Raw genomic sequence first — 21,751 nt, forward strand, 5'->3', positions numbered from 1 at the left:
GGCGGCGCGCCGCGATGTTCATGGTGAACGCGAGCCCATTGTGCTCTACGGGATCGGCGTCCTGACCGGCGGCGGCGCACCACTTCTCCCCACCCGGTCCCTCGCGTCCCCGCGACGTTCAACGAGCGAACGGCCGGAACGACATTTCCGGCGTCGCGGCACGCGGAGGCGCGCCGCGCGCCCCCACCCCGCACCACCCCCTCTGAACTGCGGATTCGTCGGCCGAATCGGTCTCTGGAATGTGTTTTTATTGTTGACGGTGGGGAAGAGTGGAGTAGAGTGGGGCGCCGTGGGGAGCAGGTGCGCCCCATGCGGCGCGGGAGGTGGGGCCGTTGTTCCTCGGCACCCATTCGCCGCGCCTCGACGACAAGGGACGGCTGTTCCTGCCGGCGAAATATCGCGAGGAGCTGTCGGGGGGATTGGTGATCACGAAGGGCCAGGAACGCTGCCTGTACGTCTTCCCCATGGCGGAGTTCCAGCGGATAACCGAGGCTCTGCGTGCCGCACCGGTCACCGAGAAGGCCGTGCGCGGCTACAGCCGGGTCTTCTTCGCCAGCGCGTCCGACGAGGTCCCCGACAAGCAGGGCCGCGTCACCATACCGCCGCCGCTCCGCAAGTACGCGGGCCTCACCCGCGACTGCACGGTCATCGGCGCCAACACGCGACTCGAGATCTGGGACGCGCAGGCGTGGGAGACCTACCTGGAGCAGGAGGAGGAGACGTTCTCCGACGTCTCGGAGGAGGTGTTGCCAGGGATCCTCTGAGAAACGACTCGCCGGTCCGATGACCGGCTATGGCCCACGTTCGGCCAGGTCTCCAGCCGCTCTCCGAGCCAGCTGGCGCAGCTTCCCCGGCGCCAGACGGCGACCCCCCGCGCAACCACGCGGAGTTCTTCCTCTAGGGCAGCGGATGGGGACCTGGCCGGGCGAGGCCGCCGCCGGGGGGCTTGGCGGCGAAGCCACAGGAGTCCGCGAGCGAAGTGGCAACCACAGGGGGTGGGAGCATGGACGTGGGAGACCACGCGGCCAAGTCCGGTCACGTACCGGTCATGCTCGGTCGCGTCCTGGAACTCCTCACCCCCGCCGTGGACGCCGCCGCGACCGGCCGCGACCCCGTCTACCTGGACGCCACGCTCGGCATGGGCGGCCACGCCGAGGCGATGCTGCGGGCCGTCCCGCGGCTGCGCCTCATCGGCCTCGACCGCGACGCCACCGCGCTGGAGCGCTCGGCGCGCAGGCTCGCCCCGTTCGGCGACCGGGTCACGCTGGAGCACGCCGTCTACGACGAGATCCCCGAGGTGCTGCGCCGGCTCGGCGTCCCCGCGGTGGACGCCGTCCTGTTCGACCTCGGCGTCTCCTCCCCGCAGCTCGACGAGGCCGGACGCGGCTTCGCCTACTCCTACGACGCGCCCCTCGACATGCGGATGGACCGCACCCAGCGCCTCACCGCCGCCGAGGTCGTCAACGGCTACCCGCCCGCCGAGCTCGCCCGCATCCTGCGCGAGTACGGCGAGGAGCGGTTCGCCCAGCGCATCGCCGCCGCGATCGTCCGCGAGCGCGAGCGCGCCCCGCTCGACTCCACCAGGCGGCTCGCCGACCTGGTGCGCACCTCGATCCCGGCCGCGACCCGCCGCACCGGCGGGAACCCGGCCAAGCGCACCTTCCAGGCGCTGCGCATCGAGGTGAACGGAGAACTCGACAGCTGGCGCCGGGCCCTGCCCGCCGCACTCGACGCGCTCCCGGTCGGCGGCCGGGTCGCCGTCCTCAGCTACCACTCCCTGGAGGACCGCATCACCAAGCAGGTCCTCGCCGCCCAGGCGGCCGACACCACCCCGCCGGACCTGCCCGTCCCGCTGCCCGAGCACGAGCCGAGATTCCGGCTTCTCACCCGCGGGGCGGAGCTGCCGTCCGACGAGGAGACCACGACCAACCCACGGGCCGGATCGGTGCGGATGCGCGCCGCCGAGCGGGTCCGGGAGGCGACATGACCACGACCACCAGGCGGCCGCCCGCCAAGGCGCCCAAGAAGCCGCCAGCGCAGCGCACGCCGTCCAGGCGCACGCCCGCGCAGCACACGCCCGCGGCCAAGACCGCGCCCAAGACCGCTCCTAAGGCCGCTCCCAAGACCGCGCCCAAGGCGGCGCCCGCGACCACGGCGACCAGCGCCAAGGCGGCCGCGAAGCGGACGGCGGCGCAGTCGCCGCCGCGCGCTCCGTTCGTGCTGCTCATCGTCGGGCTGCTCGGCGGCGCCCTGGTGAGCCTGCTGCTGCTCAACACCGTCCTCGCGGAGGACGCGTTCACCCTGACGCGGCTGCAGCAGGACAACAAGCGCCTCGACCAGCAGCGGCAGGCCCTCGAAGAGGACATCGCCCGCGGCGGGTCCCCGGCGCAGCTGTCGAGGAAGGCCGAGGCGCTCAACATGAGGCAGCCCAAGGACCCGGCCTTCTTCGACCCCGCCACCGGGCGGGCGAGCGGCGGGACGATCCGTCCCGTGCCGCCCGAGGCCGCCTCGGCGGCGGGCGCCGCGGGCGTGATCGGCATCCCCGGCACCGTGGTCCCCGGGGACGGCGTCCCGCCGGCCGCCGCCGGGCAGGGCGCGCGGTGACGAAACGGCCGGGACGCGGGACCGCCGGGCCTCCGCCCGGCCGGGGACGCGGCTCGGACGGCGCGGGACGGCCGGGCACGAAGGGTAGCGCCGCCCGCCGTCCCGCGCGCGGCGGCATGGGCCCCTCCCAGCGCAAAGAGGCCCCGCGCAAGGAGACCCCGCGCAAGAAGCCGCCGCGCTGGGAGGCGGCGCGCGACGACGCGGGGTCCGCGGGCACGCCCACCAAGAAGCCCGGCCCCAAGAAGCCCGCGCAGAAGCCCGGGCAGAAGTCCGGGCAGAAGGCGCCTCCGAAGCCTGCGCAGAAGAAGGCGCCGGCCAAGGCCGCGCCCGCGAAGAGCCGTGCGGGCGCGACGGCGCAGCACGCCCACACCGCCACCAGGCCGCCCCGGACCGGCTCCGGCGGCGGTCCGCGCGGTCCTCGTCCCGGCGGGGGCTCCGGACGCCGCCCGCCGCCCCGCCCCCCGCGGACCCGCGTCCCGTTCCACCGGCGCGACCCGCTCAAGCGGCTGAACGTCGGGCTGCTCGTCGTCGCGTTCGTGCTGTCGCTGTTCGCCGGGCGGCTCGTCCAGCTCCAGACGATCGAGTCCGGCAAGTACTCCGAGCAGGCGATGCGGCAGCGGCTGCAGAAGATCGAGCTGCCCGCCATCCGCGGCGACATCACCGACGCGCAGGGCCACCCCCTCGCCATGACGGTGGAGGCCCGGGCGATCTACGCCGACCCGTCCTTGATCAAGGCGGACAAGCGGCAGAGCATCGTCAACGCGCTGGCCCCCACCCTCGGCCTGAACCCCTCGACGCTGATGCGGCAGCTCAGTAAACCCGACACCCGGTTCGTGTACCTGGCGCACGGCGTCCGGCCCGACCAGGCCCGGCTGATCACCTCGTGGAACTTCCTGGGAATCGGGACGCTGCCGGAATACCGCCGTGAATACCCCAACGATTCGCTGGCCGCGGGCGTCATAGGGTTCGTGAACGACGCGGGGAAGGGCGCCGCCGGGCTGGAGAGCTCGATGAACGACGTGCTCGCCGGACGCGCAGGATGGCAGCGGGTCGAGATCAGCCCCGAGGGCCAGCACATCCCCATGGGCGAAGACCAGCGGCGCCCGTCCGAGCCCGGCCGCGGCGTGCGGCTCACGCTCCAGCGCGACCTGCAGTTCAAGGCGCAGCAGGCGATCGAGAAGCAGGTCAAGGCGACGAAGGCGAAGAGCGGCAGCGTCATCGTCATGGACCCGCGCACCGGCAGGCTGCTCGCGATGGCCTCGGCGCCCGGGTTCGACCCGAACGACTACGCCGAGTCCGACGGGGACCTGTGGGGCAGCCCGCTGGTGCAGGAGGCGTACGAGCCGGGCAGCACGGGCAAGGTCGTCACGGCCGCCGCCGTCATGGAGCACGGCGGCGTCACCCCGCACACCCCCTACACCGTCCCCGACAGGATCAGGAAGTACGACGTCCTGTTCAAGGACTCGCACAACCACGCGACAGAGCGGCTCACCTTCGCGGGCGTCCTCGCCACGTCCAGCAACGTCGGCACCATCATGGCCAGCGAGAGCATCGGCTCGCAGCGGCTCTACCAGACGCTGCGCGACTTCGGGTTCGGCCGGAAGACCGGCCTGCCGCTGCCCGGCGAGACGCCCGGCCTGCTGAAGCCGCCCGCACAGTGGTCGGGCACCGACCGGTACCCGATCGCGTTCGGGCAGACGGTCTCGGTGAACGCGGTGCAGATGGCGAGCGTCTACGCGACCATCGCCAACGGCGGCGTCCGCGTCGAGCCCACCCTCGTCGACGGCACCGTCGGCGAGGACGACAGGTTCACGGCCGCGCCCGAGCCGAAGCGCACGCAGGTGATCAGCGCGCGGACGGCCCGGCAGATCAGCGACATGCTGGAGGGCGTGACGACCGAGGAGGGCACCGCCCCCAAGGCGCAGATCCCGGGGTACCGCGTCGCCGGCAAGACCGGCACCGCCGAGAACGTCAACCCGCGCACCGGAGGCTACGACGGCGGCGGCTACACCGCGTCGTTCGCGGGGTTCGCCCCGGCGGACGATCCGCAGCTGGTCGTGCAGGTCGTCCTGCAGGATCCGAAGCGGGGCAGCCACTATGGTGGCGATGCGGCCGCGCCGGTGTTCAAGGACGTGATGAGCTTCGCCCTGCAGTCCCAGAAGGTCCCGCCCACGGGGAGCCGGCCGCCGACCGTTCAGATTCACGCCCGAGACTGACCGCAGCGAGTACTCTCCTCGCCTGTGAGTCCACCACGACCCGTGCACCAGCAGTCCCGTCCCGTCCGCACCGAAAGAAACGTCATGCGTCCCACCACCAATCCGGCCCGGCCGCTGAGCGGGCTCGCGGCGCTTCTCGGGATCGAGCGCGGCGGCTGGGACGAGGTCGCGGCGACGGGCATCACGCACGATTCGCGGGCGGTGCTGCCCGGCGACGTCTACGCGGCGCTGCCGGGCGCGCGGGCGCACGGCGCGCAGTTCTCCGCGCAGGCGGCGGAGGCGGGCGCGGCGGCGATCCTCACCGACCCCGACGGGTACGACCGGGCGGCGGCGACGGGCCTGCCGGTGCTGGTGGTGGCGGACGTCCGCGCGCGGCTCGGCGACGCCGCGGCCTGGGTGTACGGGGAGCCGGGACGCGACATCACCACGATCGGCGTCACCGGCACCAGCGGCAAGACCACCACCGTGTTCCTGCTGGACGCGGGCCTGCGCGCGGCCGGGCTCCAGACCGGCCTGGTCGGCGGCGTCGAGATCCGGGTGGGCGGCGACCGGGTGCCGAGCGCGCTGACCACCCCGGAGGCGACCGACCTGCACGCGCTGATGGCGATGATGCGCGAGCGCGGCGTTGGCGCCGCCGCGATGGAGGTGTCCAGCCACGCGCTGAAGCAGGGCCGGGTCGGCGGCATGACCTACGAGGTCGCGGTGTTCACGAACCTGTCCCAGGACCACCTGGACTACCACCCGACCATGCAGGACTACTTCCTCACCAAGGCCCGGCTGTTCACGCCCGAGTACTCCCGCGTCGGCGTCGTCAACCTCGACGACCACTACGGCCGCGAGCTGCTGGAGATCGCCACGGTGCCGGTGACGACGTTCTCGGCGTCCGGCGACCCGGCGGCCGACTGGTGGGCCGAGGACGTCCGCGTCGGCGCGGACGGCAGCGTGTTCCGCGTCGTCGGGCCCCTCGGCATCGAGGCGGACGGCGAGGTCCGGCTGGCCGGGCCGTTCAACGTCGCGAACGCGCTCGCCGCGATCGTGGCGCTGGTCGAGGCGGGCATCCCGCTGCAGGCGGCGGTGCGCGGGGTCGCGTCCCTGCCCGGCGTCCCCGGGCGGTTGGAGCGGGTGGACGAGGGCCAGGAGTTCGTCACCCTCGTCGATTACTCCCACAAGCCGGGCGCGGTCGAGGCCGTCCTGACCGCGCTGCGTCCCGTCACCGAGGGCGACCTGACGGTGGTGATCGGCTGCGGCGGCGACCGCGACCGCGGCAAGCGCCCGCTGATGGGGGAGGCCGCCGCCCGGCTGGCCGACCGGGCGTACTTCACCGACGACAACCCGAGGTCGGAAGATCCGCTCGCGATCCTCGCCGCTATGGTCGAGGGCGGGCTCAAGGTGCCGCAGCCCGAGCGGGCGCACATCGTGGTGGAGCCCGACCGCGCCGCCGCGATCGCGCTGGCCGTGGACCGGGCCCGCCGCGGCGACGTCCTCGTCATCGCGGGCAAGGGCCACGAGCAGGGGCAGAACGTGGCGGGAACGGTGCACCCGTTCGACGACCGCGAGGTCGTCCGGGAGGCGCTCCGGCGCCGGGCGACGGTGACAAGAGGGGACGGGACGCAGGCGTGATCCCACTTCCGCTGTCGACGATCGCGGAGATCACGGGAGGCACCCGCCACGGGCCCCCGGACGTCATGGTGACCGGTCCCGTGGTGATCGACTCCCGCGCCGTGGAGCCGGGGGCGCTGTTCGCGGCGCTGAAGGGCGAGCGCGCGGACGGGCACGACTTCGCGTCCGGGGCGCTCGCCGCGGGGGCCGCGGCCGTGCTGGCGCAGCGTCCGGTGGACGGGCCGTGCGTCGTCGCCGCCGACGTCCAGGACGCGCTCGGACGGCTCGCCAGGGGAGTGCTGGAGCGGCTCCCCGGCGCGACCGTCATCGCGGTGACCGGTTCGGCGGGCAAGACGTCCACCAAGGACCTCATCGGGCAGGTCGCGGGCCGCGCCGGCCCGACCGTGTTCCCGCCCGGCTCGTTCAACAACGAGCTGGGGCTGCCGCTCACCGTGCTGCGCGCCGACGAGTCGACGCGGCACCTCGTCCTCGAGATGGGCGCGCGTGGGATCGGCCACATCTCCTACCTGACCGGGATCGCCCGTCCGGACGTGGGGGTGGTGCTGAACGTCGGCACCGCGCACGTCGGGGAGTTCGGCAGCCGCGAGAACATCGCCCTGGCCAAGGGCGAGATCGTGGAGGCGGTGCCGCCGGGCGGGACCGCCGTCCTCAACGCCGACGACCCGCTGGTCGCCGCGATGGCGTCCCGCACGCGCGGCGAGGTCGTGACGTTCGGCCGGTCGCCCGGCGCCGCCGTCCGCGCCGAGGACGAGACGCTCGACGAGCAGGGCCGGGCCCGGTTCACGCTCGTCACGCCGGAGGGCTCCGCGCCGGTCGCGCTGCGGCTCGTCGGCTCGCACGCCGTCCCCAACGCGCTGGCCGCCGCGGCGGCGGTGCGCGCGGCGGGGATGGCGCCCGCCGACATCGCCGCGGGCCTCTCGGAGGCCGGGCCGGTCAGCCGGTGGCGGATGGAGGTCACCGAGCGGGACGACGGCGTGACGGTGGTGAACGACGCCTACAACGCCAACCCCGACTCGACGCGCGTCGCGCTCGACGTCCTCGCGCACATGGCCCGGGGCCGCCGCGCGTTCGCGGTGCTGGGTGAAATGGCCGAACTCGGCGCATCGTCCGCCGCGGAACATGCCAAGATCGGGGAGCATGCCGCGCGGTGCGGGGTCGCCGGCCTCGTCGTCGTCGGCGCGAACGCGGCGGCGATCGCGGACGGGGCACGTCAGGTGGGGTCATGGACGGGAGAGTGCGTGCAGGTGGATGACGTCGGCGCGGCGGTGGCCGCGCTCACGGGGCGGCTGGAGCCGCGGGACGTCGTGCTGGTGAAGGGCTCCCGCGTCGCCGGTCTCGAACGGGTCGCCGCGGCGGTCCTGGCGGAGGACGGCCGATGACCAACATCATCATCGCGGCCGGGGTCGCGCTGATCTTCGTGATGGTCGGCACGCCCGTGTGGATCCGGATCATGAACCGGCTCGGCTACGGCCAGATGATCCGGGACGACGGCCCGGAGGCGCACGCCAGCAAGCGCGGCACCCCCCAGATGGGCGGGACGGTCTTCATCGTCGGCTCGCTCGTCGGCTACGCCGCCGCGCACCTGGTCACCCGCACCGAGCCGACGATCTCCGGCATCCTCGTGCTGTTCCTGATGGCCGGCCTCGGCGCCGTCGGGTTCGTGGACGACTACATCAAGGTGTTCAAGCAGCGCAGCCTCGGCCTGCGCAGCGGCGCCAAGATGATCGGCATCGTGCTGGTCGGCGTCGTGTTCGCCGTCGCGTCCCTCAACTTCCCGAACGGCTACGACATCACCCCCGCCGCCCCCCAACTGTCCTTCCTGCGCGACTTCGGCCCGTCGATCGGCCCCTACCTGTTCGTGGTGTGGGCGCTGCTGCTCATCGCGGCCATGTCCAACGGCGTCAACCTGACCGACGGCCTCGACGGCCTCGCCGCGGGCCCCGCCGGGATGGTGCTGGCCGCCTACGTCATCATCGGGAACTGGCAGCTCCGCAACAGCTGCACCGACTTCGCCCTCGCCCCCAACTGCTACAGCGTCCGCGACCCCCTCGACCTCGCGGTCGTCGCCGCGGCCGTGCTCGGCGGCGTGTTCGGCTTCCTGTGGTGGAACGCGCCGCCCGCGAAGATCTTCATGGGCGACACCGGCTCGCTGGCCCTCGGCGGCGTCCTGGTCGGCCTCGCGATCCTCACCCGCACCCAGTTCCTGCTCGCCATCCTCTGCGGGCTGATCGTGATGATCACGCTGTCGGTGATCATCCAGGTGGGCGGGTTCAAGATGACCAAGAAGCGCGTGTTCAAGATGGCGCCGCTGCAGCACCACTTCGAGCTGTCCGGCTGGGCGGAGACGACGATCGTCGTGCGCTTCTGGCTGATGTCCGCGCTGTTCGTCGCGATCGGCATCGGGTTGTTCTACCTGGAATGGATGCCCAAGGAATGAGCGGAGCGAACCGGGGGGTGCGGGGGGTCGTCCCCCCGCAGGAAGCAGGAATGAGTGACCGCGACTGGGGCGGGCGGCGTGTGTGCGTCGCCGGGCTGGGCGTGTCGGGGCGCGCCGCCGCTCGCGTGCTCGCGTCCCGCGGCGCCCGCGTCACCGTCGTGGACGCCCGCGACGACGAGGAGCAGCGTGCGCACGCCGCCGAGCTGGAGGCGCGCGGGGCGGCGGTCCGGCTCGGCGACGGCGAGGGCCTGCCCGCCGGCACCGACCTCGTGGTCACCTCGCCGGGCTGGCGTCCGGACGTGCCGCTGCTCGCCGAGGCCGCCGCGTCCGGCATCGAGATCATCGGCGAGGTCGAGCTGGCGTGGCGGCTCCGTCCGGAGAATGCCGCGCCGTGGCTGGCCATCACCGGGACGGACGGCAAGACCACCGTCGTCCGGATGCTGGCGTGCATGCTCACCGCCGCCGGTTACAAGGCCCTCGCGGTAGGGAACGTGGGAACGCCGATCGTGGAAGCTGTGAGCGAGCCGTATGACGTCCTCGCCGTGGAATTGTCGAGCTACCAGCTGCACTGGTCGAACTCGCTCGCGCCCTTCGCGTCGGCAGTGCTGAACGTCGCGCCCGACCATCTCGACTGGCACGGCTCGATGGACGCCTACGTCGCCGCCAAGGCCAAGATCTTCACGCCGGGGTGCGTCGCCGTCCACAACGCCGACGACGAGACGTCCACGGCCCTCGCCGAACGCGCCGAGGGCGTGGCGCGGCGGGTCGGCTTCACGCTCCAGGTGCCGCGTCCCGGCGAGCTCGGCGTCGTCGAGGAACTGCTGGTCGACCGCGCCTTCACCGAGCACGCGAGCCAGGCGGCGGAGCTGGCGGCGATCGGCGACGTCCATCCGTTCGCGCCGCACAACGTCGCCAACGCGCTGGCCGCCGCCGGTCTGGCCCGCGCGTTCGGCGCGCCTCCCGAGGCCGTCCGTGACGGGCTGCGCGCGTTCGTGCCCGAGCCGCACCGCATCCAGCACGTCGCGGACGTCGCGGGCGTCGCGTACGTCAACGACTCCAAGGCGACCCAGCCGCACGCCGCCGCCGCGTCCCTCACCGCGTTCGAGCCGGTCGTGTGGATCGCGGGCGGCCTCCTCAAGGGCCTCGACGTCGACGACCTGGTCCGCTCGTGCGCCGGGCGGCTGCGCGCCGCGGTGCTGATCGGGCGCGACCGGCACCGGATCGCCGAGGCACTCGCGCGACACGCCCCGGATGTCCCGGTCGTGGACGTCGCCGACACCGACACTGGGGCCATGGACCGCGTCGTCACCGAAGCCACCGCGCTCGCCCGCCCCGGGGACACCGTGCTGCTCGCCCCCGTCGGGGCGTCCTTCGACATGTTCGCCAACTACCCGGCCCGCGGCGACGCCTTCATCGCCGCCGTCGAACGCCTCGCCGCCGGAAACCCCGGCGCCGCCGGGAACGCCGGGTAGCCGTGACCGCCGCGGCCGAGGAGGAGAGCGGGCGGCGTTCGGGACCGCGGGAGCAGGTGGTCGCCGCCGTCGGGCTGCTCGACCGTCCCCTCACGTCCTACTACCTGGTGCTGGGCTGCTCGGTGATGCTGCTCGCGCTCGGGCTGACGATGGTGCTGTCGGCGTCCAGCGTCAAGCAGCTCCAGGCGACCGGGTCCGCCTACACGCTGTTCCAGAAGCAGGCCATGTGGATGGCGATCGGGCTGCCCGGCATGTGGCTGGCGTCCCGCCTGCCGGTGAAGACGTTCCGGGCGCTCGCCTACCCGCTGCTGCTGCTGTCGATCGTCGCGCTGGCGATGGTCCTGGTCCCGGGGCTCGGACGCAGCGCGGGCGGCGCCACCCGCTGGGTCGCCCTCGGGCCGCTGCAGATCCAGCCGTCCGAGCTCGCCAAGCTCGCGCTCGTGCTGTGGGGCGCCGACCTGCTGGCCCGCAAGGACCGGCTCGGCCAGCTCACCGAGTGGCGGCCGCTGCTCGTCCCGCTGATGCCGGGGGCCGGGCTGCTCGTCCTGCTGGTCATGCTGGGCAGCGACCTCGGCACCACGCTGGTGCTCCTCACCATCTTCCTGGCGCTGCTGTGGGTCGTCGGCGCCCCCGGACGGCTCTTCGTCGGCATCGCCGGGCTCGTGTGCCTGCTGGTGTCGATCCTCATCGTCGTCGAGCCGTACCGGATGCAGCGCCTCACCGGGTTCCTCGACCCGTCCGGGAACCAGCTCACCACCAACTACCAGGGCACGCAGGGGCTGTTCGCGGTCGCGTCCGGCGGCCTGTTCGGCACGGGCCTCGGCGAAGGGCGCGCCAAGTGGGACTACCTGCCCCACGCCGAGACCGACTTCATCTTCGCGATCGTGGGGGAGGAGTTCGGGCTCGTCGGCACCCTCGTCGTCCTGGGGCTGTTCGGGCTGCTCGCCTACGCGGGCCTGCGGATCGCCCGCCGCGTGAACGACCCGTTCACCCGGCTCGCCGCCGCCTGCGCCACGGCGTGGCTGGTCGTGCAGGCCATCGTGAACATCGGCGCCGTCATCGGCGTCCTGCCCATCACCGGGATCCCGCTGCCGCTGGTCTCCTACGGCGGTTCGGCGCTCATCCCGAGCCTGTTCGCGCTCGGGATGCTGCTCGCGTTCGCGAAACGCGAGCCCGGTGCGCGGCAGGCACTCTCCGCACGGGGCCCCGGACCGGTCGTGAGGGCTCTAAGCTGGCTGGGTCTGGCACGGCGTTGAATTCCCCCTTCCGAACATGCTGAGGAGTTGTCAACGAGCATGAGGGTTGTCCTGGCCGGCGGCGGCACCGCCGGACACATCGAGCCCGCCCTGGCTCTCGCGGACGCGCTGCGCCGGGGCGACCCGAACGTCGGGATCGTCTGCCTCGGCACGGAGCGGGGGCTTGAGACCCGGCTCGTCCCGCAGCGGGGCTACGAGCTCGCCCTGATCCCGCCGGTGCCGCTGCCGCGCACGCTGACCCCGCAGCTGCTGTCGGTCCCCGGCCGGCTGCGCGGCGCGATCAACGCGGCCGCGGCCGTCCTCGACCAGGCGAAGGCCGACATCCTGGTCGGGTTCGGCGGCTACGTCGCGACCCCCGGCTACCTGGCCGCGCGCAAGCGGAAGGTCCCGATCATCGTCCACGAGGCCAACCCCAAGCCCGGCCTCGCCAACAAGCTCGGCGCCCGCTTCACCGAGCACGTCGCCGTCTCGCACGCCGACTCGCCGCTGCCGAACCCCACGTTCGTCGGCATCCCGCTGCGCCGCGAGATCGCCACCCTCGACCGGCTCGCGACCGGCGACAAGGCCCGCTCCTACTTCGGTCTCCTGCCCGACCTGCCCACCCTGCTGATCTTCGGCGGGTCGCAGGGCGCCCGGTCCCTCAACCAGGCCGCCGTCGCCGCCGCGCCGTACTTCCGGCAGGCGGGCATCCAGGTGCTGCACATCGTCGGGCCGAAGAACACCGAGGAGCCCGAGCCGGCGTCCGGCGGCCCGCAGTACGTCACGATCCCGTACTGCGACCGGATGGACCTCGCCTACGCCGCCGCCGACATGGCCATGTGCCGCGCCGGCGCGATGACGTGCGCCGAGCTCGCCGCGGTCGCGCTGCCCGCGGTGTACGTGCCGCTCCCGATCGGCAACGGCGAGCAGCGGCTGAACGCCGAGCCGATCGTCGCGGCGGGCGGCGGGCTGCTCGTCGACAACGCCGAGCTGTCGCCCGACTGGATCGCGCGCAACCTGCTGCCGGTGCTGGCCGACCCTGCCCGCGTCGCGCACATGTCGGAGGCCGCCGGGAAGATGGGGCGCCGCGACGCCGACGTCGCGCTCGCGAAGATGGTGTACGACGTCGTCCAGTCGGCGGGCGCCGCCCGATGAGCCTGACCGATCCCCGCGACGCGGTGCCCGCCGGCGAGCTCGGCCGGGTCCACTTCATCGCGATCGGGGGCGCGGGGATGTCCGGCGTCGCCCGCGTCATGCTGCGGCGCGGCCTCGCCGTGTCCGGCAGCGACGCGCGCGACTCCGAGCTGCTCACCCAGCTCGGCGACCTCGGCGCGAAGGTCTTCGTCGGGCACGACGCCGCGCACGTCGGCGACGCCGACACCGTCGTCGTCTCCACCGCCATCCGCGAGATGAACCCGGAGCTGGTCGCCGCCCGCGAGCGGGGCCTGCGCGTCCTGCACCGCTCGGAGGCGCTGGCCGCGCTGATGGTCGGCCGCCGCGCGGTCGCGGTGGCGGGCACCCACGGCAAGACGACGACGACGTCGATGCTCACCGTCGCGCTGCAGCACGCGGGCGCCGACCCGTCCTACTGCATCGGCGGGCAGCTCGTCACCACCGGGCTCGGCGCCGACGAGGGCACCGGCGACGTGTTCGTCGCGGAGGCCGACGAGAGCGACGGCTCCTTCCTGCGCTACACCCCGCACATCGCGGTCGTCACCAACGTGGAGGCCGACCACCTCGACAACTACGGCGAGTTCGAGAAGGTCAAGGAGAACTTCGCGGCGTTCATCGGACGCGTCGTGCCGGACGGGGCGCTGGTCGCCGGGTCCGACGACCCGGTCGCCCGCGAGCTGGCCGAGGCCGCCCGCGAGCGCGGCCTGACCGTGGTCACCTACGGCGAGGCGGATGACGCCGACCTGCGCATCACCGGATTCACCCCCCGGGGCCTGGGCTCCACCTTCGAGATCGGGGGCCTGGGCGAGGTGCGCCTCGAAGTCCCGGGACGGCACTACGCCCACAACGCCACCGCCGCCGTCGCGGTCGCGCGGCTCCTCGGCCACGACTTCGACGTGGTGCGCGAGGGGCTCGCGGCGTTCACCGGGTCGATGCGGCGGCTCGAGCGCAAGGGCGAGGCGGGCGGCGTCGAGGTCTTCGACAGCTACGCCCACCACCCGACGGAGCTGACCGCCGACCTGGAGGCCACCCGCGACTACCTCGGCCAGAAGGGCGAGGGCGGACGGATCGTCGCGGTGTTCCAGCCGCACCTGTACAGCCGCACCCGGTTCTTCGCCGCCGAGTTCGGCGCGGCGCTCGGCCTCGCCGACGTCGCCGTCGTCCTCGACGTCTACGGCGCGCGGGAAGACCCCGAGCCCGGTGTCACGGGCGCGCTGGTCGCCGACGCCGTCCCGTCCGGGACGCGGACGGTGTACGCGCCCGTGCGGGACGAGGTGCCCGGCGTCGCGGCGTCCCTCGCCCGTCCCGGCGACGTCGTCATCACGCTGGGCGCCGGGGACGTGACGCAGCTCGGCCCGCTCGTCCTGGAACGCCTCGCCCGCTCCTGAGCGGACGGCAGGCGGGTGACACGCCGCAGCGCGCGGGATCGGCGGCGCACGCGGAGATCACTGCCAAGCTGAGGTCATGACCGAGACGCGGACGAGCCGGCCCGCGGCGGCGGACGCGGCCCCGGCGGCAGAGCGGCGCGCCCGGCCGAACCGGTGGAAGGTGGTCTTCGTCACCCTGCTGGTGCTCGGCGCGCTCGGCGCGGTGACCTGGGTGCTCCTCGGGTCGCGGCTGCTGGTCGTGCGGCACGTCGAGGTGACGGGCACCGCGCTGGCGCCGCCCGACCGCGTCGTCGCCGCCGCCGGGATCGACCTCGGCACGCCGATGGCGCGGCTCGGGACCGGCGCGATCGGGGACCGGGTCGAGCGGCTCAGGGAGGTCGAGTCCGCGCGGGTCGAGCGGCACTGGCCGGGGACGGTCCGCATCGTCGTCCGCGAACGGGCGCCGATGGCCGTCTTCGAGCGCGGCGGGCGCTTCCACCGGATCGACCGGCACGGCGTCGTCGTGGCGGACGGCGCGTCCCGGCCGTCCGGTCTTCCGGCGCTGACGGTCGCCTCGCCGGGGCCGTCCGACAAGGCGACGCTCGCGGCCCTCGCCGTCCTGTCCGACCTGCCGGATCGCATCCGCGGAAAGCTGAGCGAGGTCGCCGCGACCGGGCCCGGCGCGGTGACGCTGCACATGACCGGCGGGCAGACGGTGGAATGGGGCGCGGCTGAGCGGGCAGAAGAGAAGATCCGGCTCCTGGACGCGCTGTGGCGCACGGCGGCGGGACGCTCCGTCCGCACCGTCGACGTCAGTTCTCCCGAGATCCTCAAGACGAAGTGACCGGGGATCCAGGCGATGTGCGCGGCCGTTCGGGTCCGGTGCGTGTGTCGCGGCGATTCCCGCCGTCCGATGGGGCACGCTGGAACGGTCGTCCCGGATGGACCGGGCCGGCGCGCACCGACCGATGGGACGTCGGGTGGTCTTGAGATGGGACGTCAGGTGGGCTTGAACAGAGGCAGATGTCCTTCGTCAACCTGGACAAACGCGTGCCCAGTGCGACACGCCGGGAGGTTAGTTGACCCTGGCGGTAAGGCCGCCCTACTGTCCGTATCAGTCCTCAGGTTGACATAAGTGTAAGCCTCAAGTTGAGGGTGAGGGTTCGGGGAGGACCGGTCATCGCGACCGGGTCCGGCCCGGCGCCCGGCCCAGAAGAGCACACAGGTCAGGAAATACCGCGGCGGCACGGTCGGCAGACCGGTCAGGGCGGTCGGAGAGAGCGGAAAGGCCCCTCGTCGTGGCAGCACCGCAGAATTACCTCGCGGTCATCAAGGTCGTCGGCATCGGCGGCGGCGGCGTCAACGCCGTCAACCGGATGATCGAAGAGGGACTCAAGGGCGTCGAGTTCATCGCGATCAACACGGACGCCCAGGCGCTGCTGATGAGTGACGCCGACGTGAAACTTGACGTGGGCCGCGAGCTCACCCGGGGCCTCGGCGCCGGCGCCAACCCCGACGTCGGCCGCAAGGCCGCCGAAGACCACCGCGAGGAGATCGAAGAGGTCCTCAAGGGCGCCGACATGGTGTTCGTCACCGCCGGAGAGGGCGGCGGCACCGGCACCGGCGGCGCGCCCGTCGTCGCCAACATCGCGCGCTCGCTCGGCGCCCTGACGATCGGCGTGGTCACCCGCCCGTTCAGCTTCGAGGGCAAGCGCCGCGCCATGCAGGCCGAGGCCGGCATCGAGACGCTGCGCGACGAGGTCGACACCCTCATCGTCATCCCCAACGACCGGCTGCTGTCGATCTCCGACCGGCAGGTCAGCGTGCTGGACGCGTTCAAGGCCGCCGACCAGGTGCTCCTCTCCGGTGTCCAGGGCATCACCGACCTGATCACCACGCCGGGCCTGATCAACCTCGACTTCGCCGACGTCAAGTCCGTGATGTCCGGCGCCGGGTCGGCGCTGATGGGCATCGGCTCCGCGCGCGGCGACGACCGCTCGGTCGCCGCGGCCGAGATGGCGATCTCCAGCCCGCTGCTGGAGGCCAGCATCGACGGCGCGCACGGCGTGCTGCTGTCCATCTCCGGCGGCTCCGACCTCGGCCTGTTCGAGATCAACGAGGCGGCGCAGCTGGTGTCCAACGCCGCCGCGCCCGACGCCAACATCATCTTCGGCGCGGTCATCGACGACGCCCTCGGCGACGAGGTCCGCGTCACGGTGATCGCCGCCGGGTTCGACGAGGGACGGCCCGCCAAGCCGAGCCCGGAGCCGGAGACCAAGCGGCTGCCCCCACCCCCGCGTCCCGCGCCGACGCCCGTGTCCACCCCGGCCACGCCGACCGCGCCGCAGGCCAACCCGATCCCGAGCCGCGTCGGCCGGTCGGACGCCGCGCACCAGCCCGCGCCGCGCCCGCAGCAGTCGGTGGCGCAGGCCGCCGCGGCGCCGCAGCCGTCAGCGCAGGCGCAGCGGACGGAGCACGACCGTTCGCAGCCGTCCGCGCAGGCGCAGCAGGCATCGGCGCCGGCCCAGCACGGCCAGGACGACCGTTCCGGCGGACGCGACGAGCCCGCGCGGCAGGACAGCGCGCCGTCCACGCAGACCGGCCAGCCCGCCGACCGCGACTCCGGCGGCTCCGGCGCCGAGTCCGGCGGCTCGCGCCCGGCCGCGCCGCGCGCGCCGGCCGAGCAGACCCCGTCCCGCGTGCACGCGGGCGAGAACGACGGCGGTCCCGCCTCGTCCGGGCAGCGCCGCCGTCCCGTGGTGTTCGACGAGGACGACGACCTCGACGTCCCCGACTTCCTGAAGTGATCACCGCCGTCGCCCTGGGCGACGGCGTCGGCGCCGCCTTCACCGGCCGCGCCGGCGGCGTGAGCACCGCCCCCCTCGACTCCCTCAACCTGGGCGGCGCGGTCGGCGACGACTCCGCCGCCGTCCTGGAGAACCGCCGGCGCGCCGCCGCCGCGCTCGGCACCGACCCCGCCCGCACCGTCTGGATGCGGCAGGTGCACGGCGCCGACGTCGCGTTCGTCACGTCCCCCGATCTCCCCGGCCCCGTCGACGCGATCGTCACGACCGTCCCCGGGCTCGCCCTCGGCGTCCTCGTCGCCGACTGCGCGCCCGTCCTGCTCGCCGACCCCGCCGCCGGGATCGTCGGCGCCGCCCACTCCGGCCGCCCCGGCACGGCCGCCGGTGTCGTCCCCGCCCTGCTGAAGTCGATGTGCGAGCGCGGCGCCGACCCGGCGAGGATGACCGCCGCGATCGGCCCCGCCGCGTGCGGCCGCTGCTACGAGGTCCCCGCCGAGATGCGGGACGAGGTCGCCGCCGCCGTCCCCGCCGCGTATGCGACGACGTCCAAGGGAACCCCCGGCCTCGACATCCGCGCCGGGATCGCCGAGCAGCTCGCCGAGGGCGGCGTTGGCGGCGTGCACATTGACCCGCGCTGCACCATCGAGGATCCTGACCTCTTCTCCTACCGCCGCGACGGCCGCACCGGCCGCTTCGCCGGCTACGTCTGGCTCAAGGAAGACGCGTGACGAACCAGGAGCATCCGGCGGCCGGGGCCGCCGAGCGACGCCGTGCCGAGATCGCCCAGGGCATCGCCGCCGTCCGCGCCCGCATCGCCGCCGCCTGCGCCGCCGCCGGACGGGACGAGGACGAGCTCACGCTGATCGCCGTCACCAAGACGTTCCCCGCGTCCGACGTGCGGCTGCTCGCCGGGCTCGGCATCACCGACGTCGGCGAGAACCGCGACCAGGAGGCCCGCCCGAAGGCCGCCGAATGCGCCGACCTCCCGCTGACCTGGCACTTCGTCGGAAGCCTGCAGACCAACAAGGCCCGCGCCGTCGCCGGCTACGCCGACGTCGTCCACTCGGTGGACCGGTCCAGGCTGGTGACGGCGCTGTCGGACGCCGCCGTCCGCGCGGAGCGCACCCTGCGCTGCCTCGTCCAGGTGTCTCTGGACGAAGCGGAGGGTCGCGGCGGCGCGGCTCCCGCCGACGTGCCGCGCATCGCCGACGAGATCTCTGCGGCCGACGGGCTGGACCTCGGCGGCGTGATGGCCGTCGCGCCGCTCGGCGCCGACCCGGCGCCCGCTTTCGCCCGCCTTGCTGCGATAGCGGCGGATATGCAAGGGAACCATTCGCACGCCCGGATCGTCTCTGCGGGTATGAGCGGCGATCTGGAACAGGCGATCGCGTGCGGCGCGACACACCTGCGGGTCGGTACGGCGTTGCTCGGCGGCCGACGGGCAATCGTCAGGTAATGTCCCCCCAGTGGTACCTGCCGCGACGCGGGCCGCCACGGAAGATCAGTCCGACGGCGCCGGACGCGCCCGGAGCCGCTGCCACAGGACACGGAGGGGCGTATGGCCAGCGCGATGCGCAAGATGGCGGTCTACCTCGGCCTTGTGGAGGACGATCGCTACGACGACAAGTACGGCGACTACGACGAGTACGACGCCTACGACGAGGACACCGACACCGGGCAGGCCCGTCGTCGCGAGGACGAATCCGGCGGACAGCTTACCCGAGCCGAGGACGCCGCGGACCGCGAACGCGACCATCACGCCACGTCCACCATCGAGCGACGCTCCGTGGCGCTCTACGAGTCCGGTACCACCGACCTTGCGCGCATCACTACGCTGCACCCAAGGACCTACAACGAGGCGAGGACCATCGGGGAGCACTTCCGGGAGGGCACACCGGTGATCATGAATCTGACCGAGATGGTCGACAGTGACGCGAAACGTCTGGTCGACTTCGCGGCAGGTCTCGTGTTCGGCCTCCACGGGAGCATCGAGCGTGTTACGAACAAGGTGTTCCTGCTGTCGCCCGCCAACGTGGAGGTGACGGCCGAGGACAAGGCCCGGATGGCAGAACGAGGGTTCTTCAACCAGAGCTGAGAGTCACATGCGTGAGAGCCGGATGCGAGAGTACCCGTGAGCGTCGTTGGAACCGTGCTGCAGGTCGTCCTGTACTTCTTCCTCCTGTTCCTGATCGGGAGGTTGATCCTGGAGGTCCTGCAGTCGTTCGCGCGGCAGTGGAAGCCCACCGGGGTGGTTCTGGTGATCGCGGAGGCGACGTACACCGTCACCGATCCGCCACTGAAATTCCTGAGGCGCTTCATCCCGCCCATACGACTGGGTAACGTGGCGCTGGACCTCAGCTTCACCGTGCTCATCCTTGTGGTCTGGGTCTTGATCATCTTCGTGCAGAGGCTCTGATCGGATACCGTCCTTTTGGACAGACTCCAAGCGCGCCAAGGAGACGAACATGCCGCTGACACCCGCCGACGTGCGGAACAAGCAGTTCAGTACCACCAGGCTGAGGCCGGGGTACGACGAGGAGGAGGTGGACGCCTTCCTCGACGAGGTCGAGGCCGAGCTGGACCGCCTCATCCAGGAGAACGAGGAACTGCGGGCCAAGCTCGCCGAGTGCCTGCGCGGCAAGGTTCCCGCCATGGCCGCCCCCATCGTGGAGCCCAAGCCGGACGTCCAGAAGATCCCCGAGCCTCCCCGCCCCGAGCCGCAGCCGCAGCCCGAGCCGGAGCCCGCCCTCGGCGGCCTCGGCATGTCCGCCGCCCCCACGGGCGAGGACAACATGGACACCGCCGCCCGCGTGCTCGCGCTCGCCCAGCAGACCGCCGACCAGGCGATCGCCGACGCCCGCCGCGAGGCCGACGAGACGCTCGGCCGCGCCCGCCGCGAGGCCGAGGAGATCCTCGGCAAGGCCCGCCGGCAGGCCGACCAGATCGTCAGCGAGGCGCGCTCGCGCGCCGAGGCCCTCGACCGCGACGCCCAGGAGCGGCACCGCCAGGTCATGGGCTCGCTCGTGCAGCAGCGCGAGGAGCTCGAGCGCGAGGTCGACAACCTGCGCGCCTTCGAGCGCGAGTACCGCAGCCGCCTGAAGGTCTACCTGGAGGGCCAGCTGCGCGACCTGGAGGCGGGCAGCACCGAGACGGGCGCGTTCGCCGCCGTCCCGGGCGCCGCCCCCGCGCAGTCGCAGCAGAACAACCCCCAGGCCGGCCCGCCGAACGCCCTTCCGCACGGCGAGAACCGCAACGGCACCCCCGGCGGCTCGGCCCCGGCGGGCCCGTTCCCGACGCCCGCCGAGCACGCCCAGCAGGTGCAGCACTCCGCGACCGGCGCGTTCCACTCGGGCGGCGACAACCCGCCGCACGACAGGCGCTGACGCGCGCGCCGGGCGATAGTGTCTTCCCGATCGCCGCGCCGAGGACGGCAGCGTCGCCGTCCCGGCGGCGCGGGGAGTCCGGACGGGGTGGGGCCGGCGGGAAGCCGAGCGGTCTGAACGAGTGGGAGAGACCCTGTGATCATCCTGAGTGGCGTTCTGGTGGTGGCGGCCATCGCCCTGCTGGTAGCGGGGATCGTCGCCGGCAACGGGGACAGCGCCGAGGTCTTCAACCTGGAGGCCCTGACGGTGATCTACATCTCGATCGCCGTCAGCATCGTCTCCGCGCTGTGCCTGGCCATCGGGGTGTTCCTGCGCCGTAAGGAGCTCTTCGGACCGGGCGCCGCGACGGCGCCTGCCCGCCAGAGCCGGAAGGCGAAGCAGGGCAAGCAGGACAAACGCGCGAAGGCGGCGCCGCCCATGCCGGCCGCGCCGGTTCCCGCGGCGAAGAGCCCGGCTGCAAGCCCGGCCGACGACGAGGTGGCGATTCCCGCCCCGCCGGCCGACGTCCCCGGCGACGCGCTGGTCTTCGTCGTCCGCGGACGCAAGCGCTACCACCTCGACACCTGCCGCCAGCTCGCCGGACGCGAGACGGAAGAGCTCACCTACGCCGAGGCCAAGGAGGAGGGGTTCAGCCCCTGTACCGCCTGCATGCCCGACACCGCACTGGCGGCGCGCGCCGCGGCGTCGGGACCCGCGTCACCTGACGCGAGCAAGGCGGCAGGGGCGGCGCCCGCTCCTCCGAAGCCCGGCGCGGAGCGCTCCGACAGCGGCCTGGCCGGTCTCGCCAAGCCGTCCCCGGCCAAGCCCGCGCCCTCACCGCAGCCCGCGCCGACGTCGTTCGACACGACCGCCGAGATCCCGCGGACGGAACCGTCCGCCGCTCGCGAGCCGGAGCCCCCGGCCCCCGGCGCCCCTGCCTCCGGCGCAGCGGGCCCGACTCTCACCGACCTGCCCGTCACGGGCGCCTTCGCGTCCGAGCAGGGCGCCCGGGCCGCGGAGAAGGCCGAGCCCCGTGCGACGGAGCCGGAGGACGCCTCCGTCGCCGGCCGGCCCGCCGACGACGATTCCGCGTCGCAGGACACCGCCGTCGCCCCCGCGCCGTTCGCGGCACCGCGCGGCGCCGACGCCGAAGACCCGCTCGCACCTCGTGCCGAAGAGCCCCGTCCCGAACCCCGGCCTGAGCCCCGGCCCGCCGAGGCACCCGCCGCCACGTCAGGCGACGAGCCCGCCGGCGAAGGCCCGCAGGTCCGCATCCTGAGCGGCACCAAGCGATACCACCGCATGGACTGCGCCCTCATCGAGGACATCGGCGACGAGGCCGACGATCTGGAGTCGCTGCCCCGCGCCGAGGCGAAGGCCCGGGGCTGCACGCCCTGCCTCGTCTGCCAGCCCGACCGCGAGCACGCCCGCGACTGAGAGCCGGCCCCGCCCGCTCGGCCC

General features: G+C 73.4%; 19 protein-coding genes. All 19 read left to right on the forward strand.

All coding sequences use genetic code 11. The features are described from left to right. Nucleotides 1-332 precede the first annotated feature (332 nt). The 19 genes from mraZ (at nucleotide 333) to E1287_RS43510 (ending at nucleotide 21,727) form a co-directional block, all read left to right on the forward strand. Complete coding sequence (gene mraZ / locus E1287_RS03290; protein WP_131963293.1) at nucleotides 333-764, forward strand: division/cell wall cluster transcriptional repressor MraZ; 432 nt, start codon at nucleotides 333-335, stop codon at nucleotides 762-764. A 239-nt stretch (nucleotides 765-1,003) separates the two neighbouring features. Continuing rightward, nucleotides 1,004-1,987 (forward strand): 16S rRNA (cytosine(1402)-N(4))-methyltransferase RsmH, encoded by a 984-nt coding sequence (gene rsmH, locus E1287_RS03295; RefSeq protein ID WP_131963294.1) that lies wholly within the window; start codon nucleotides 1,004-1,006, stop codon nucleotides 1,985-1,987. After that, the gene (locus E1287_RS43505) at nucleotides 1,984-2,604 is read left to right on the forward strand and encodes a hypothetical protein (RefSeq protein WP_165968859.1); all 621 of its coding nucleotides are present in this window, start codon (nucleotides 1,984-1,986) and stop codon (nucleotides 2,602-2,604) included. The genes rsmH and E1287_RS43505 overlap by 4 nt, the downstream gene beginning before the upstream one ends. Further along, a complete protein-coding gene (locus tag E1287_RS03305; protein ID WP_243718548.1) occupies nucleotides 2,601-4,820 on the forward strand; it encodes a penicillin-binding protein 2 in 2,220 nt (739 codons plus the stop codon). The genes E1287_RS43505 and E1287_RS03305 overlap by 4 nt, the downstream gene beginning before the upstream one ends. 84 nt (nucleotides 4,821-4,904) lie before the next feature. After that, the gene (locus tag E1287_RS03310; protein WP_131963341.1) at nucleotides 4,905-6,440 is read left to right on the forward strand and encodes a UDP-N-acetylmuramoyl-L-alanyl-D-glutamate--2,6-diaminopimelate ligase; all 1,536 of its coding nucleotides are present in this window, start codon (nucleotides 4,905-4,907) and stop codon (nucleotides 6,438-6,440) included. Continuing rightward, a complete protein-coding gene (gene murF / locus E1287_RS03315; RefSeq protein ID WP_131963295.1) occupies nucleotides 6,437-7,819 on the forward strand; it encodes a UDP-N-acetylmuramoyl-tripeptide--D-alanyl-D-alanine ligase in 1,383 nt (460 codons plus the stop codon). Before E1287_RS03310 ends, murF begins: the two co-directional genes overlap by 4 nt. Beyond that, a complete protein-coding gene (gene mraY, locus E1287_RS03320; RefSeq protein ID WP_131963296.1) occupies nucleotides 7,816-8,877 on the forward strand; it encodes a phospho-N-acetylmuramoyl-pentapeptide-transferase in 1,062 nt (353 codons plus the stop codon). The genes murF and mraY overlap by 4 nt, the downstream gene beginning before the upstream one ends. 50 nt (nucleotides 8,878-8,927) lie before the next feature. Beyond that, entirely contained in the window at nucleotides 8,928-10,349 is a 1,422-nt protein-coding gene (gene murD, locus E1287_RS03325; protein ID WP_131963297.1) for a UDP-N-acetylmuramoyl-L-alanine--D-glutamate ligase, read from the forward strand. Between the two features lie 2 nt (nucleotides 10,350-10,351). Continuing rightward, complete coding sequence (ftsW, locus tag E1287_RS03330) at nucleotides 10,352-11,605, forward strand: putative lipid II flippase FtsW (RefSeq protein ID WP_131963298.1); 1,254 nt, start codon at nucleotides 10,352-10,354, stop codon at nucleotides 11,603-11,605. A gap of 39 nt (nucleotides 11,606-11,644) precedes the next feature. Next, nucleotides 11,645-12,739, forward strand: coding sequence for an undecaprenyldiphospho-muramoylpentapeptide beta-N-acetylglucosaminyltransferase (gene murG, locus E1287_RS03335; protein WP_131963299.1), 1,095 nt, complete (start codon nucleotides 11,645-11,647; stop codon nucleotides 12,737-12,739). After that, entirely contained in the window at nucleotides 12,736-14,145 is a 1,410-nt protein-coding gene (murC, locus tag E1287_RS03340) for a UDP-N-acetylmuramate--L-alanine ligase (RefSeq protein ID WP_131963300.1), read from the forward strand. The genes murG and murC overlap by 4 nt, the downstream gene beginning before the upstream one ends. Nucleotides 14,146-14,221: 76 nt before the next feature. After that, nucleotides 14,222-14,968, forward strand: a complete 747-nt coding sequence (locus E1287_RS03345; protein WP_131963301.1) for an FtsQ-type POTRA domain-containing protein — start codon at nucleotides 14,222-14,224, stop codon at nucleotides 14,966-14,968. 454 nt (nucleotides 14,969-15,422) lie between these two features. Further along, nucleotides 15,423-16,931 (forward strand): cell division protein FtsZ, encoded by a 1,509-nt coding sequence (gene ftsZ / locus E1287_RS03350; RefSeq protein WP_131963302.1) that lies wholly within the window; start codon nucleotides 15,423-15,425, stop codon nucleotides 16,929-16,931. Further along, on the forward strand, nucleotides 16,928-17,656 hold the full coding sequence (gene pgeF / locus E1287_RS03355) for a peptidoglycan editing factor PgeF (protein WP_131963303.1): 729 nt from the start codon (nucleotides 16,928-16,930) through the stop codon (nucleotides 17,654-17,656). The genes ftsZ and pgeF overlap by 4 nt, the downstream gene beginning before the upstream one ends. Then, a complete protein-coding gene (locus tag E1287_RS03360; RefSeq protein WP_207933985.1) occupies nucleotides 17,653-18,384 on the forward strand; it encodes a YggS family pyridoxal phosphate-dependent enzyme in 732 nt (243 codons plus the stop codon). The genes pgeF and E1287_RS03360 overlap by 4 nt, the downstream gene beginning before the upstream one ends. A gap of 102 nt (nucleotides 18,385-18,486) precedes the next feature. After that, complete coding sequence (gene sepF / locus E1287_RS03365) at nucleotides 18,487-19,023, forward strand: cell division protein SepF (protein WP_131963304.1); 537 nt, start codon at nucleotides 18,487-18,489, stop codon at nucleotides 19,021-19,023. A gap of 36 nt (nucleotides 19,024-19,059) precedes the next feature. After that, entirely contained in the window at nucleotides 19,060-19,344 is a 285-nt protein-coding gene (locus E1287_RS03370) for a YggT family protein (protein ID WP_131963305.1), read from the forward strand. A gap of 49 nt (nucleotides 19,345-19,393) precedes the next feature. Then, nucleotides 19,394-20,311, forward strand: a complete 918-nt coding sequence (locus E1287_RS03375; RefSeq protein WP_131963306.1) for a DivIVA domain-containing protein — start codon at nucleotides 19,394-19,396, stop codon at nucleotides 20,309-20,311. 135 nt (nucleotides 20,312-20,446) lie between these two features. After that, a complete protein-coding gene (locus E1287_RS43510) occupies nucleotides 20,447-21,727 on the forward strand; it encodes a hypothetical protein (protein ID WP_165968860.1) in 1,281 nt (426 codons plus the stop codon). Nucleotides 21,728-21,751 lie beyond the last annotated feature (24 nt).

The sequence above is a fragment of the Actinomadura sp. KC06 genome (assembly GCF_004348735.1).
In the GTDB taxonomy this organism is placed as follows: Bacteria; Actinomycetota; Actinomycetes; order Streptosporangiales; family Streptosporangiaceae; genus Spirillospora.